Source organism: Streptosporangium sp. DT93, assembly GCF_049844535.1.
Classification (GTDB): domain Bacteria; phylum Actinomycetota; class Actinomycetes; order Streptosporangiales; family Streptosporangiaceae; genus Streptosporangium.
Genome location: NZ_JBNCLF010000027.1, coordinates 19401 through 33337, shown reverse-complemented (window position 1 = coordinate 33337; position 13937 = coordinate 19401). Strand labels below are relative to the sequence as shown.

13 protein-coding genes are annotated in these 13937 nt (G+C 72.9%); 4 read left to right on the top strand and 9 right to left on the bottom strand.

The annotated features are described in order from the left end of the window. Positions 1-147 precede the first annotated feature (147 nt). The 7 genes from ACLQ2R_RS36015 to ACLQ2R_RS35985 all read right to left on the bottom strand — a co-directional run bounded on the left by ACLQ2R_RS36015 (position 148) and on the right by ACLQ2R_RS35985 (position 8049). Positions 148-1260: an ABC transporter permease gene (locus tag ACLQ2R_RS36015; protein WP_425965899.1), complete on the bottom strand. Its 1113-nt coding sequence runs from the start codon at positions 1258-1260 to the stop codon at positions 148-150. Further along, a complete protein-coding gene (locus ACLQ2R_RS36010) occupies positions 1257-2804 on the bottom strand; it encodes a sugar ABC transporter ATP-binding protein (protein ID WP_425965898.1) in 1548 nt (515 codons plus the stop codon). The genes ACLQ2R_RS36015 and ACLQ2R_RS36010 overlap by 4 nt, the downstream gene beginning before the upstream one ends. Then, a complete protein-coding gene (locus ACLQ2R_RS36005) occupies positions 2801-3475 on the bottom strand; it encodes a DUF2291 family protein (protein WP_425965897.1) in 675 nt (224 codons plus the stop codon). Before ACLQ2R_RS36005 ends, ACLQ2R_RS36010 begins: the two co-directional genes overlap by 4 nt. Continuing rightward, positions 3472-5025: an FGGY family carbohydrate kinase gene (locus ACLQ2R_RS36000; RefSeq protein WP_425965896.1), complete on the bottom strand. Its 1554-nt coding sequence runs from the start codon at positions 5023-5025 to the stop codon at positions 3472-3474. The genes ACLQ2R_RS36005 and ACLQ2R_RS36000 overlap by 4 nt, the downstream gene beginning before the upstream one ends. Next, a complete protein-coding gene (locus tag ACLQ2R_RS35995) occupies positions 5018-5971 on the bottom strand; it encodes a transketolase family protein (protein WP_425965895.1) in 954 nt (317 codons plus the stop codon). The genes ACLQ2R_RS36000 and ACLQ2R_RS35995 overlap by 8 nt, the downstream gene beginning before the upstream one ends. Further along, on the bottom strand, positions 5968-6855 hold the full coding sequence (locus tag ACLQ2R_RS35990; protein WP_425965894.1) for a transketolase: 888 nt from the start codon (positions 6853-6855) through the stop codon (positions 5968-5970). The genes ACLQ2R_RS35995 and ACLQ2R_RS35990 overlap by 4 nt, the downstream gene beginning before the upstream one ends. Before the next feature lie 180 nt (positions 6856-7035). Beyond that, positions 7036-8049: a TIM barrel protein gene (locus ACLQ2R_RS35985; RefSeq protein ID WP_425965893.1), complete on the bottom strand. Its 1014-nt coding sequence runs from the start codon at positions 8047-8049 to the stop codon at positions 7036-7038. A gap of 490 nt (positions 8050-8539) precedes the next feature. Between ACLQ2R_RS35985 and ACLQ2R_RS35980 the strand changes: the two genes are divergently transcribed. Both ACLQ2R_RS35980 and ACLQ2R_RS35975 read left to right on the top strand, forming a co-directional pair. Then, on the top strand, positions 8540-9481 hold the full coding sequence (locus ACLQ2R_RS35980) for a hypothetical protein (protein WP_425965892.1): 942 nt from the start codon (positions 8540-8542) through the stop codon (positions 9479-9481). A 13-nt stretch (positions 9482-9494) separates the two neighbouring features. Then, a complete protein-coding gene (locus ACLQ2R_RS35975; RefSeq protein ID WP_425965891.1) occupies positions 9495-10340 on the top strand; it encodes a class F sortase in 846 nt (281 codons plus the stop codon). A gap of 99 nt (positions 10341-10439) precedes the next feature. On the opposite strand, the gene ACLQ2R_RS35970 is transcribed toward ACLQ2R_RS35975, so the two are convergent. Continuing rightward, positions 10440-11327: an NAD(P)-dependent oxidoreductase gene (locus tag ACLQ2R_RS35970; RefSeq protein ID WP_425965890.1), complete on the bottom strand. Its 888-nt coding sequence runs from the start codon at positions 11325-11327 to the stop codon at positions 10440-10442. A 59-nt stretch (positions 11328-11386) separates the two neighbouring features. On the opposite strand from ACLQ2R_RS35970, the gene ACLQ2R_RS35965 reads away from it, so the two are divergent. After that, positions 11387-11719 (top strand): winged helix-turn-helix transcriptional regulator, encoded by a 333-nt coding sequence (locus ACLQ2R_RS35965; RefSeq protein ID WP_425965889.1) that lies wholly within the window; start codon positions 11387-11389, stop codon positions 11717-11719. Between the two features lie 387 nt (positions 11720-12106). Further along, entirely contained in the window at positions 12107-13252 is a 1146-nt protein-coding gene (locus ACLQ2R_RS35960) for an acetyl-CoA C-acetyltransferase (protein WP_425965888.1), read from the top strand. A 213-nt stretch (positions 13253-13465) separates the two neighbouring features. Here the strand turns inward: ACLQ2R_RS35960 and ACLQ2R_RS35955 are convergent, their stop codons facing one another. Beyond that, entirely contained in the window at positions 13466-13663 is a 198-nt protein-coding gene (locus tag ACLQ2R_RS35955; RefSeq protein WP_425965887.1) for a hypothetical protein, read from the bottom strand. Positions 13664-13937 lie beyond the last annotated feature (274 nt).

The following is a 13937-nucleotide window of genomic DNA, read 5'->3' as shown; positions in this document are numbered from 1 at the left end:
AGGGGTGGGAGGTGACCGCCGCGGGGGCGGTCGCCCGGTCGTGGTCCGCGAGGTCCGGTGGGTCCGGTGCGGGGTCCGGTCACTCGGCGGAGGGGGAGCCCGCCGTCCCCCGCGGCCCGGGCGGGCCGCGGGGGACGCGGGTGGCGGTCAGCCGGGTTGTTTGCTGGCCACCACCGCCGAGACCGCGGCGCCGCGCCGCTGGAACCGCTGCTGGCCCTGGTCCAGCATCACCGCGAGGATGATCACGGCTCCCTTGATGAGGATCTGCCAGAACGTCGACACGCCCAGGATCACCAGGCCGTCGGCGAGGAAGCCGATCACGAAGGCGCCGACGAGGGTGCCGCGCACGGTGCCGCGCCCCCCGCTCAGCGCGGCGCCGCCGATGACGACCGCGGCGATCGCGTTGAGCTCGTAGGTCTCACCGGCCTGCGGTGCGGCCGAGGTGAGCTCCGAGGCGATGATCAGGCCCGCGATCGCGGCGCAGGCGCCGGAGATCACGTAGACGGCCGTCTTGACCCGGTCGACCGGGACGCCGGAGAGTTCGGCGGCCCGCTCGTTGCCGCCCGTGGCGTACAGCCACCGCCCGAACGGGGTCTTGACGAGGACCAGCGTCACGACGACGGCGAGGACGATCATGATCCAGATCGATGTGGGCAGGCCGAGCGGACGCCCGCTGCCCAGCAGGTCGAAGCCGGTGTTGCCGAGCTGCGGGGAACCGGCGAGGTTGGGGTAGGTCGTGCCGCCGGAGATCAGCAGGGCGAGCCCTCGCGCCACGTAGAGCATGCCGAGCGTGGCGATGAACGGCGCCACCTTGAAGCGGGTGACGAGGATGCCGTTCACCAGGCCGACGAGCATGCCGACCGCGATGCAGAGGACGATCACCCCCCACACCGGCGGGTAGGCCAGCATGTCGACGAACCCGAGGTTCAGTCCCTGGAGCAGTTCTCCGGCGACGACGCCGGAGAGCCCGACGATCGAGCCGACCGACAGGTCGATGCCGCCCTTGAGGATGACCAGCAGCATGCCGAGCGCGATGACCGCGTTGATGGCGACGTGCTTGGTCATCGTGATGAGGTTCGGCACGGTCAGGAACGAGTCCGACAGCAGGCCGAACACCACGATCAGGACCGCGAGCGCGATGAACGCCCGCAGCTCGAACACGGCGTTCAGCAGCGACAGGCGGCGGGCCTCGGCCGCCACCTTCGCCGGTGGGGGCTCGTCCGGGGCCGGCAGGGCGGGGGTGGTTCTCTGCGAGGTCACGTGGCGCCCTCCTCGGCCGCGCCGACGGCGGCACCGTCCGACACACTCATGAGTTCCTCCCGGGTCGTCTCGCCGCGCCGGAACTCGCCGGCGACGACCCCGCGGGCGAGCACCAGCAGCCGGTCGGGGATGTGCAGCGCCTCCTCGGCGTCCGAGGTGGTGAAGAGGACGGCCAGGCCGCGCCGGGCCTGGACCGCCATGAGCTCGAAGATGTCGGCCTTGGCGCCGACGTCGACGCCGCGCGAGGGCTCGTCCAGCAGCAGCACCCGCGGGCCGGTCAGCAGCGCCTTGCCGATGACCACCTTCTGCTGGTTGCCGCCGCTCAGCGAGCCGATGGACGCCCCGGCGCCGTCCGTCTTGACGGTGACGTCGGAGATCATGCGGTCGACCGCGTCCCGCTCGCGGTCGGCGGAGACGAACAATCGCCGCACGAACCGGCCCAGCCCGGCCAGGGAGAGGTTCTGCCCGACCGACATCGTCTGGACCAGGCCGTCGCGCTGGCGGTCCTCGGGGACCAGGACCACGCCCCGGTCGATGCGGTCGCGGATGCCCGAGCTCCCCAGCGCGTCGCCGGCGAGCAGGACCTCCCCCGACTGCGCCGGGATCCGGCCTGCGAGCGCCTCCAGCAGCTCGGTGCGGCCCGAGCCCATCAGGCCGTAGACGCCCACGATCTCGCCCTCGCGGACGGTCAGGGAGAGGGAGTCGATCGCCAGGCGGTCGGGGTTGGCCGGGTCGGCCACCGTGAGCCCGCGCAGCGTCAGCAGCTCCTCGCCGATGACCGGGACGCGGTGCGGGAACAGGGCGTCCTGGTCGCGGCCGACCATCTGCTCCACGATCCACCGGATGTCGACGGCCCCGGCGTCGGCGGTGGCGACGCGCCGCCCGTCGCGCAGGACCACCACGTCGTCGGCGATCTCCAGGGCCTCGTCCAGGTGGTGGGAGACGTAGACGACCGCGACCCCGTTCGCGGTCAGCTCCCGGATGATCCGGAACAGGACCTCGACCTCCGGGGCGGTGAGCGCCGAGGTGGGCTCGTCCATGATCAGCACCCGGGCCTCCTGGAGGAGCGCCCGCGCGATCTCCACGATCTGCTGCTGGCCCAGCCTCAGGTCGCCGACCGGCCGGTCGGGGCCCAGGTCCTCCTCCAGGCTGCGCAGGATCGCCACGGTGGTGGCCCGCTGGGAGGCGCGGTCGATCGCGCCGAAACCGGCGTGGATCTCCCGGGCCAGGAAGAGGTTGTCCTGGATGCTCAGGTTGGGGCAGAGGTTGAGCTCCTGGTGGATGATCGAGATGCCCTGGTCGGCGGCGCTGCGGGGCGAGAGCAGCTCGACGGGCCGCCCGTCCAGCTCGACGTGTCCCGTGGTGGGGTGTTCGATCCCGGAGAGGATCTTCATCAGGGTGGACTTGCCGGCCCCGTTCTCGCCGAACAGCGCGGTCACCCGGCCGGCGGCGACCTCGAAGTCGACGCCCTTGAGCGCGTGCGTGCCGCCGTACACCTTGGTGACGTCGCGGGCGCGCAGGACCGGGGAGATCGAGGTCGTCACGGCGCCTCCTCGATCGCGATCGGGGTGATGGTCACCACGGTGGGGCCGAGCAGGTTGAAGGCGCCGGTGAAGGTGATCTTCTTGCCCGCCAGGCCCGGCGCGTCCAGGGACGCGAGCAGCTTCTGCCGCATCCGGTTGTTCAGCGCGGTGGCCGCGTCGGCGTACTCGACCTGGTTGAGGAACTGCCCGAAGGTGATGTATCCGGCCGCGTCCCGCAGTGCCGTGCCGTTGATGGCCGGGCCGGTCTGCAGCGACACCCGGGTGCCCTCGGGCAGGCCGGGCACGGTCACCGGCAGCAGCCCGGACCTCACCGTCCCGGCCTCGCCGGTGCCCGTGACCGCGAAGCTGTAGGGGCCGGTTCCCTGGCGGACGCCGTACTGCCTGCCCGCCGCGTCCTTGTCGGCGGCCAGTGCCCTCACCAGCACGGGCAGCTCGACGGCCCTCTTCTCGATGGCGGGCACGACCTTGCTCTCGTAGTTCTGCGCGCCGAACGCGGCCGGGTCGAACCGTTTGGGGCCCGAGGCCGCGACCGACTCCGCCGAGCGGTACTGCGTGCTGAACCCGATGGCCGCCAGAAGGATCACCGCCAGGGCGGCGGCGATCCAGCTCGCCGGGATCCGCCGGCGGGGCGTCCGCGCGTCGTGTTCCCGCGCCGTGGCCGTCGTGCTCATGCGCCGCTCCTCTCGGCCAGGCCGGCGCCCGCCCGCTGTCTCGTGGGGTACGGATCGGCCGCGCCGGTGCGGGGCCGGGACCGCGCGACCGCCTCGTGCCAGGCGGCGCGCCGGGCCGCCCGGTCCGGTGCTCCGGCGGCCGGGTGGAAGTCGTCGGACGGCCGGGGGCGGGCCTCAAGATCGGTGAGGCTCCACAGCCCGGCCGCCAGGCCCGCCGCGTCGGCCACGCCGAGCGCGGACAGGTCGTGCTCGCCGGAGCGCGAGACCGGGCGCCCGCCGATGTCGGCCTGCAGCCGCATCATCCGGTCGCTGCGGGTCAGGCCGCCGTCGGCCAGCAGCACGCGGACCTCGCCGGTGGCCCGCTCGACCTCCGCGATCACGTCCTCGACCTGGAAGGCCACCGCCTCCAGGGCCGCGGTCACCAGGTGGCCGCGGCCGGAGCCCAATGTCAGGCCGCTCAGCACCGCGACCGCGTCGGGCTCCCACCAGGGGGCGCCCAGCCCGCCGAAGGCGGGCACCAGGTGGACGCCGAGCGAGGTGCCGGCGGCCTCGCCGAGGAGGGCCTCGACGGTCGTGCCGAACAGGTCGGCGAGCCAGCCGAGGGTACGGCCGGTCGCCCGGATGTTGCCCTCCACGGCCGGCACCGGCCCGGTCACGTCCCAGGCGACGCTGCGGCAGAGCCCGGGGGCGTCGTCGCAGTCGCCGACGGCCATCACCGACGAGCCGGTCCCGTAGGTGGCCTTCACCACGCCGGGCCGCCACCCGCCGTGCGCGAACATCGCGGCGTGCGAGTCGCCCATCACGGCCAGCACGGGCACCCCGTCCGGGAGCGGCGCCAGGCCGCGGGCCGCGGGGAAGGGTCCTCGGGAGGGGACGATCCGCGGCAGCACCTCGCGCGGCACGCCGAACAGGTCGAGCAGGAAGGGGTCCCACTGCCGGGTCGCCAGGTTCATGAGCTGGGTGCGGGAGGCGTTGCCGACCTCCGCGAGATGCTCCCCGGGTCCTGGGGAACCTTCGACGGGGCCGCCGCCCAGGCGGCTCAGCAGCCACGAGTCGACGGTGCCCAGGCAGAGCTCGCCCGCCAGGGAGCGGCGGCGGTCCGGGTCGTGGGTGTCGAGCAGCCAGCGGGCCTTGAGCGCGGAGAACATCGGGTCCAGCGGCATCCCGCTGGCCGCGCGCACCGCCGGGCCCGCGCCGGTGGCGGCCAGCGCGCGGCACCGTCCGGCCGTGCGCCGGTCCTGCCAGCTGAGCAGGGGGCCGACCGGCCGGCCGGTGCGGCGCTCCCAGAGCACCAGCGACTCGCGCTGGTCGCTGAGGCCGATCCCGGCGACGCGGGGGGCGAGCGCGGGGTCGACGCAGTCCGCGACGGCCCGGCGCACGCTCTCCCAGATCTCCTCGGCCGACTGCTCCACCCATCCCGGGAGGGGACGGCTCTCGGAGACCGGGGCCGACCCGCGCGAGACGATCCGGCCGTCGCCGTCGACGAGCAGCGCCTTGGTGGAGCCCGTCCCCTGGTCGACGGCCAGGACGAGCGGGCCGGTGCTAGCCATGTCCCAGCAGTTCGCGTACGGCGTCGGCGACGCCGTCGGCGGAGAGCCCGAAGTGGTCGAGCAGGAACGAGGCGTCCCCGGTGGGGGCGAAGACCCTCGGCACGCCGAGGATCCGCATCCGGCAGGGGTGGCGGGCCACCACGACCGAGGCGACGGCCGCGCCGAGCCCTCCGCTGACGGTGGCCTCCTCGGCGGTGACGATGCCCCGGGTCTCGCGGGCGGCGGCCACCACGGCCTCCTCGTCCAGGGGGGACACGAAGGGCATGTTCAGCACGCGTACCGAGACGCCCTCGTCGTGGAGGCGTTCGGCGGCGTCCAGCGCCCGGGAGACGAGCGAGCCGACGGCGATCACCGTGACGTCGCCGCCGTCGCGCAGCAGGACGGACCGGCCGCGCTCGAAGGGGGCGTCGCCGGGGGTCACCCCGGGCACCTTGAAGCGGGGGACGCGCAGGTAGGAGGGGCTGCCGGAGGCGGCGGCCCAGCGCACGGCGGCGCGGGTCTGCGCCGGGTCGGCCGGGACGACCACGTCCAGGCCGGCCACCGCCCGCATCCAGGACAGGTCCTCGATGGAGTGGTGGGTGGGGCCGAGCTCGCCGTAGGCCATGCCGGGGCTCTGGCCGCAGAGCACGACGTGGGTCTCGCTGTAGGCGACGTCGGCCTTGATCTGCTCCAGGGCACGACCGGTGAGGAACGGCGCCGCCGCGCAGACGAAGGGGATCTTCCCGGCGTTGGCCAGTCCCGCCGCGACGCCGACCAGGTCCTGCTCGGCGATGCCGACGTTCACCAGCCTGCGGGGGAACTCCTGGCGGAAGCCCACCAGGTTGCTCGACCCGACGGAGTCGTTGCACACCGCGACGATCCGCTCGTCGGTACGGGCGAGCGCGGTCAGTTCCTCGGCGAACGCCTGGCGCGAGTCGAAGACGGGCCGCCGGTCGGTGACGGTCATCGGACCGGCTCCAGCTCGGCGAGGGCGGCCTCGACCTGCTCGGCGGTGGGCACCTTGTGATGCCACTCCACCCGGTCCTCCATGAACGACACGCCCTTTCCCTTGACGGTGTTCGCGATGACCACGACCGGCCTGCCGTCCGTGGAACGTTCCAGGGCGCCCAGCAGCGCGAGGTGGTCGTGGCCGTCCACCTCGCGGACCTCCCAGCCGAAGCTGCGCCACTTGTCGGCGAGCGGCTCCAGCGTCTTGGTCTCCTCGGTGCCGGCGCCCTGCTGGAGCCGGTTGCGGTCGATCACGGCCGTCAGCGACGACAGCCCGTAGTGGGAGGCGGTCATCGCCGCCTCCCAGTTGCTGCCCTCCTGGAGCTCGCCGTCGCCCAGCACCACCACGGTCCGCCAGGCGGCCCCGTCCAGCTCGGCGCCGAGCGCGCAGCCGGTGGCGACCGGGAACCCGTGCCCCAGAGCCCCGGTGTTCGTCTCCACACCCGGCACCTTGATCTTGTTGGGGTGCCCGTTGAGGGCCGAGAGCGGGGCCATGAAGGTCTCCAGCTCGGCCGTCGGGAAGAAGCCGCAGTGCGCCAGGGTCGAGTACAGGGCCGCCGCGCAGTGGCCCTTGCTCAGGACGAACCGGTCGCGCCCCTCCCAGCGGGGGCGCTCGGGGTCCACCGACAGCACCCCGTAGAAGCAGGTCACCAGGATGTCGGTGACCGACAGGTCGCCGCCGATGTGGCCCAGCCCGGCGCGGGAGATCATCCGGACGATGCTCCGGCGCACGTCGGCGGAGACGCGCTCCAGGTCGGCGACGGCGTCCTCGGGACGGCCCGCGCGGATCCGCCCGGAGACCTCCCGGTAGTCGGCCGGACGTAGCGGATCAGCCGTCAGCATGACGCTTCCCTCTCGGTCTTCTCGGTGTGATCGGTTCCGGGGCGGCCCGTCCGCCGGGGGAAGAGCCCGGGGACGGGCTCGCGGACGGTCCGGGGAAGGGCTCGGGGGTTTCCGCGGGCCCCCGGGGGAGGGGCTGCGGCCGGAGCGCGGAGAGCGGCGCCGGGGGGAGCGGGGAGGGCGTCACCGTTCGGTGTGGGAGCTCAGCAGCGCCCGCTGGACGATGCGCTGCGCGGCCAGGGCGTCCTGGGCCTTCTGCGCGGCGGCGAGGGCCTCGCGGTCCACCAGGTCGAGGGCGCGGTGAATGTTCTTCATCACTCGTATACCCGCTCGGGCGGCTTCCACCGAGTTCTCCCGGAACGGGAACTGGTCGAGCTGCCAGACGCCGTCCCAGCCCGCGTCGCGCAGCGCGTAGAAGAACTCGAAGGTCTCGGTCAGGTGGACCGAGCCGACGATCATGTCGTCGTCCCAGCCCCGGTGGTTGTCGTTGACGTCGATGGCGAACAGGCGCCCGCGCGAGATCGCCAGCCGTGCCGCGTCGGCCGGGGACTCGCCGCCGTAGAGGGAGTGGCCGAAGTCCAGCAGGATGCCGACGTTGGGCAGGCCGATCTCCTCGATGCCCAGCAGCGTCTTGGCCGCGGAGGAGAAGACCATGCTGTTGCGCGGCTCGCGCGGCTTGTACTCGATCGCGAAGCGCAGGTCGGGGAAGGCCGTGGCCAGCTCGCGCACCGCGTCCAGGGAGAAGCGCCACAGCTCGGAGTGGTCGGCCTGGAAGGGGTAGTCCCACCCGTCCTGGCCCGGCCAGAGCTTCACGTAGTCGCATCCCAGCTCCCGGGCGGTCTCGGCGCCCCGGGAGACGAGCTCGACCGCCTGGCGGCGCACCTCGGCGTCGGGGTTGGTGAACGCGCCACGCACGAAGCGCCGGGTGTAGATCTCCGGCGTGACCGCGATCGCCCGCAGGCCGTTGCGCTCCAGGGCGGCCTTCACCTCGTCCAGGGGGAGCTCGGGCGGGTCGAAGGGGAACGTCAGGTCCACCACCGACAGGTCACCCACCTGTCCGGCCAGGTCGATCGCCTCCAGCGTGCTGACCGGCGGGCCGTAGCCGTCGGTGGCGTACCGGTCCACATACCGCCCGAAGTGCCAGATACCTGCGCCGAACGTCGGCTCGTGAATATCTATGCGTGAGTGACTAGACATAACCATGACGTTAGGATCGGCCTACGCCCCTGTCAATGAAATCTTTCGGAAATGTTCATGGAGGGCCGCGGACCGTGACGGCGGCGCGGGGCCGGGTTTCGCCGTGCCCGCAGGGTGTCCGCGGCGAGGGCTCCCACCTGCGGCGTCATCGGTCTTGACCAGGTTTTTCCCTCGGCGGGCCCACCGCCGCCGCTCCCCGGCCGCCTCCGGGGAGCGGTCCGCGCCACCGGCCGGAGACCCCGCGCCGCTCGCCGGGGAAACAGCCCCGTCACATGTATCGGTTGCCAGGGAAGACCGGTTTTGCACCGTCATTCGGTGTTTCGTCCATGTACCGTGTGGTTTGCGGTGAGACAGGCATTGATCTATGTCCGTTTAGCCGGCGCGCTCGCACGGTCGCGGTTGTGTTCGTAGGATCTATGCCGAACCTTGACCGAGACCCGTGAACCCCCCGCCGGTACGAGCCGGTGACCATCCGGAACGAGGAGAGACCGTGCTGAAGTCCAGGACACGGCGGCGCATCGCGGTCAGGACGGCCGCGCTCGCGACGGTCGGCGCAGGCATCTTCGGTGCGTTCCCGGCGCTCGCCTCGATGTACGCCGCCCCCAAACCCGTCGCCTACACCTGCGACCCCATGGGATCCCAGGGCGCCGCCATCCCGCTCACCTTCCAGATGGACCTCACCGGCCCGACCGAGGCGGTGACCAACGCGCCGCTCACGGCCACCTGGAAGATCGGCCCGCCCACCGGCGCCGCCTTCGCGGCCCCCGCGGCCATCCCGGCGACCAACCGGCTCGTGCTCGAGGCGGACATCCAGATCGACAGCATTCCCACCGCGGTCCCGGCGGTCCCCTCCCAGGTGGCCTCGCTCGCCGTCACCGCGCCCGCCGCCGCGATCACCGCGGGACAGGTGCTGACCCCGCCCCCGCTGACCGTCACGGTGACGCCCAGCGCCACCGGCGTCGTCGCCTTCCAGCCCAGCAACTTCGACCTGATCCTGAGAAGCGGGACCGCGACCGACGACGCCGTCCTGTTCGCCTGCACCCCCGCGGACCCGGCGCAGGCGACCACGGCGGCGCTGAAGGTCACGGTCAAGACGACGCTCGGCACGACGGCCTCCCCCAGCGCGTCCGCCAGTGCCAGCGCCTCCGCGAGCGCGAGCGCCAGCGCGTCCGCCAGCGCCTCCGCGAGCGTCACCCCCTCCCGGAGCGCCAGCGTCAAGCCGACGGTCACCGTCAAGGTGACCAGGACCGCCGAGGAGCAGGGGGATCAGGGGGAGCAGATCGAGGAGACCCCCGAGGGTGCCGCCTCGACCGGAGGCGGCGGGGACGCCGGGCCGGACGCCCGAATGATCATGTTCACGGGAGCGCTGATGGTGGCACTCGCCGGGGCCGGGGGTCTGGTGCTGCGGCGCCGCTCCACCGGCCGCGGCTGATCGGGACGGCCGGATGAGCACGCCTCCGCCGGAAGGATGGCCCCCCGGACACCCCTCGGCCCCCGTGCCCCGGTACGGGCCGGTGGCCCAGCCCTACCAGCAGGGCGGGCAGCACTACGGCCCGGCGTACGGGGAGTGGCCGCCGGAGCCCCCCGTCGACGACGGCGGCCGGGTGATGCGGTCGGTGCTCATCCTGGCGGGGATCGCCGGGGTGGTGACGGTCCTGGTGGGCCTGCTCTACATGCTGGCCTCGCCCGGGGAGTACGGCCTGGCCGACCAGCGCACCACGCTGCCGCCGCGCAACGCGGCGGCCGGGGCCCCGGCCGACCCGTACTTCAGCGCGCCCCCGGCCGCGCCGCCCCCCGCTCCCGCCCTGCCCGCGGCGCCGCCCATGCAGCCCTCGTCGCCGGTACGCCTGGTCATCCCCAAGCTCGGCGTGAACGCGCCCGTCAGATCCGTCGGGCTGGACCGCAGGGGCGCGATCGAGGTGCCTCCGGTCGGCAACCCGAACCTGGTCGGCTGGTACCGCTCGGGACCCACGCCCGGCGAGGCGGGTCCCGCGATCCTGCTCGGGCACAAGGACACCCGCTCGGGGAGCGCGGTGTTCAGCCGCCTCGACGAGATCCGCAACGGCGACGTCATCGAGGTGCACCGCAAGGACGGCATCATCGCCGTCTACACGGTCGGCGGCCTCGAACAGGCGGAGAAGTCGGTATTCCCCACCGCGCGGGTGTACGGCAAGACGCCCAACCCGCAACTGCACCTGATCACCTGCGGCGGTGTCTACGACCGCGCGACCGGCCACTACACCGACAACGTCATCGCCTACGCGACCATGACGAGCACCCGGACGGCCTGAGGGGGCGCGAGGCGCCCTGAGCGGCCGCGAGGCGCGGGGAGGCGTCGGGGCGGCGACCGGGGGGCAGGGCCGGTCATGCCGGCGGGGAGGCGCGGCCGGTCATGCCGGTGTCCTTGCGATCGTCTCGGCCAGGAGCGCGAAGCTGTCCGAACCCCGGCCCGCGTCGATCGCCCGGCGGGCGACGGCGTGGGCGGCGGTCAGCACGCCGGTGTCGAGGCCGTGCCCCCGCGCGGTGTGGATGATGTGCTCCATCCCGGTCGCGGCCGAGAGGAGGTCGGAGCCGTCCCCCGCGTACTCGCCCCTGTCGATCCTGCGGGCGAAGTCGTCCATGATGTCGGGGAGCAGGGCGCCGATCCCCTTGGCGTACGGGACGAGATCCGCGGCGGAGATGTCCTCCGCGGAGGCCAGCGCGAAGGCGTGCACGATGCCGCTCATCGCGGTCCAGAAGACGTCCAGCAGCGCCACGTCGTGGGCGGCGGCCCGGCCCGGGTCGGCGCCGAGGTGGACGGCCGTGCCGCCCAGGCAGGCCAGCGTCGGCCGGTGCGCCTCGTACACGGACTCGGGGCCGCTGTACAGGACGAGGGCCGAGGGGCCGCCGACGACGGTCGTGGGGACCATGATCGCACCGTCCAGGTAGCCGGCGCCGAGTCCGGCGGCCCAGGCCGCGGTGGCGCGGGCACGGCCGGGCGTGTCGGCGGTGAGGTTCACCAGGGTGCGGCCCGCCAGCTCGCCGGCCGCGGGGTCGAGGACGGCGTGGACGGCGTCGTAGTCCAGCACGCACACCACGACGAGAGGGCTCGCGGCGACCGCCTCGGCCGCCGTGCCGGCGAGGACGGCGCCCCGGGCGACCAGGTCCGCGGCCTTGCCCGCCGTACGGTTCCAGACGGTGGTGGGGTGCCCTGCCCCCAGGAAGGTCGCGGCCAGGGCCTGGCCCATCGGGCCGAGGCCGAGGACGGTCACCGGGGGGAGAGCGGGGGAATGGTTCATCGGATGCTCCGGTTCGGAAAAAGGGGACGGTCGGTGAATCGGTCGGAGGGTGGGTGGACATGACCGACGGGTCGCACGTCTGCGGGGTCGGCGCCGCGATCGACGTCGTCCAGGGCAAGTGGAAGACGTTCATCCTGTGGACGCTCGCCGAACGGCCCCGCCGTTTCGGCGAGACCAGGCGGCTGGTGCCGGGCATCAGCGAGAAGGTGCTCACGGAGCAACTGCGCGAGCTCGAGGCGGACGGGGTCGTCCACCGCGAGGTCTACGACGAGTCGCCGCCGAGGGTGGAGTACTCGCTGACCGCGAAGGGCCTCACGCTCTTCGCGGCCCTGGACCTCCTGGACGCCTGGGGCAGGCGGCACCTGGAGGGGGATCGGACGATGGCCGGATGACGGTCGGGGTGTGGCGCGCCTGCACCAGACTCGCCGCCGGGCTCGATTCGATCAAGTACGTACCTGAAGGTGGGTGCCCACCTCCGGGTACGTGACCCCGGGCGGCTGTCGCACCGGCCACCGGTGAGGACCGGCCCGCCGGTCCGTGGTGGTCGTGCCGGTGTGCGGGGGCGTCGGGTTCGTGGTGGTCGTGCCGGTCCGCGACGGCCCTGCCGGTGAGGGATGGGCATCGGAGCCGTGGTGGTCGTGCCGGTCCGTCCGGGCCTCGACGAAGGACGGGGAGAAGACCGCCCTGGGAAGGCGTGGACGAAAGTTCTGTTGTAACCTCTTACTGACCGAACATTGCTCGGTTTCGCAGGCAGCTCGGTTCCACACGCAGGAGGCACTGTGGCAGAGGCGTACATCGTCGGGGCGGTCCGCACCCCGGTCGGCAAGAAGAAGGGCGGTCTGTCGACCGTCCACCCCACCGATCTGGCCGCGCACACGCTCGGTGCGCTCATCGAGCGCACGGGCGTCGATCCGTCCGCGGTCGAGGACGTGATCATGGGCTGTGTCATGCAGTTCGGCCCGCAGAGCATGGACATCGCGCGCAACGCCTGGCTGTCGGCGGGCCTGCCGGAGAGCGTCGCCGGCGTCACCATCGACCGCCAGTGCGGCTCCTCCCAGCAGTCGATCCACTTCGCGGCCCAGGGAGTGCTGTCGGGCACCCAGGACCTGGTCGTGGCGGCCGGGGTGGAGTCGATGAGCGTCGTCCCCATGGGGTCGAGCATCACCGCCGCCCTGGAGAAGGGCATGCCCTTCCCCTTCGGTGAGAAGTGGGTGGAGCGCTACGGCAAGCAGGAGATCTCGCAGTTCCGCGGCGCCGAGCTCATGTGCGAGAAGTGGAACCTCAAGCGCGACGAGCTGGAGAGGTTCGCGTACGAGAGCCACCAGCGCGCGGCCAAGGCCATCGCGAACGGCTACTTCAAGGACCAGATCGCCCCGATCAACGGCGTCGAGGACGACGAGGGCCCCCGCCCGGACAGCACGCTGGAGAAGATGGCGACGCTGAAGACGCTGAAGGAGGGCGGCCAGATCACGGCCGCCACCTCCTCGCAGATCTCCGACGGTTCGGGAGCGCTCCTGATCGCCTCCGAGCAGGCGGTCCGCGACCACAACCTGACCCCCAGGGCGCGCATCGTCACCCTCGCCCTCCTCGGCGACGACCCGGTCTACATGCTGACCGCGCCGATCCCGGCGACGCAGAAGGCCCTCAAGAGGGCGAACCTCTCCATCGACGACATCGACGTCACCGAGATCAACGAGGCGTTCGCCCCGGTCCCGCTGGCATGGATCAACGACCTGGGCGCCGACCCGGCCAAGGTCAACCCGAACGGCGGCGCGATCGCCCTGGGCCACCCCCTGGGCGGCACCGGCGCGATCCTGATGACCAAGCTCCTGCACGAGCTGGAGCGGACCGGCGGCCGGTACGGGCTGCAGACGATGTGCGAGGGCGGCGGCCAGGCCAACGTCACGATCATCGAGCGCCTGTAGGCCGGATGCTTCGTGAAACTCCGTGCCGGGTGAGACTCCGCGAGAGTGTCATCCGGAGCGGGAGGCAGACCCCGTGAGGCCGAGGGCCCCGGTCCCGAAGTTCCGGGACCGGGGCCCTCGGCCATGAGAAGGGCTCCCGCCCTGCGGCGCGCCACGGGCGGGCCCTCTCGTGGACCCCTCGGGGAGCTCACGAGAGGGCGGGACCCTCACGGGTCAGCGACCACCCTTGCCCGGGATACGGCGCGGCTGCCGGGTGGGCCTGGTCGGCATGGGCGGCATCGGCGTCCGCCGGGGCGCCGCGGGCTGGACACGCTCGGGCAGCGGGGTTCGCGGCGCGAAGGGCCCCACAGGCTTGGCGGTTCTGGCGGTCGTGGATCCGCCGCTGAGCTTCTGGACGGCATGAATTCGCATATGGACTCCTTGAGGCATGTGGTGACGCGGTGAGATCCCGGTCGGAGACTCAGCTGCCGCGTCGGAACGGACGGGCCTGACGGCTGAGTGCGGGCGGATCAGCGAAGGCTGATCGACGCCGGCTCTTAGGAGTTGATCCACATGTGAACGAGGCTACGCCGCCCCCGCCGGGGCGTGCAAGCCGTTTTCCGGCCGGTCGGGTCCGGGGCCGTGCAAGCCGTTTTCCGGCCGGTCGGGGCCGTGGCCACCGGCACCACCGCCGGTGACAACCCCC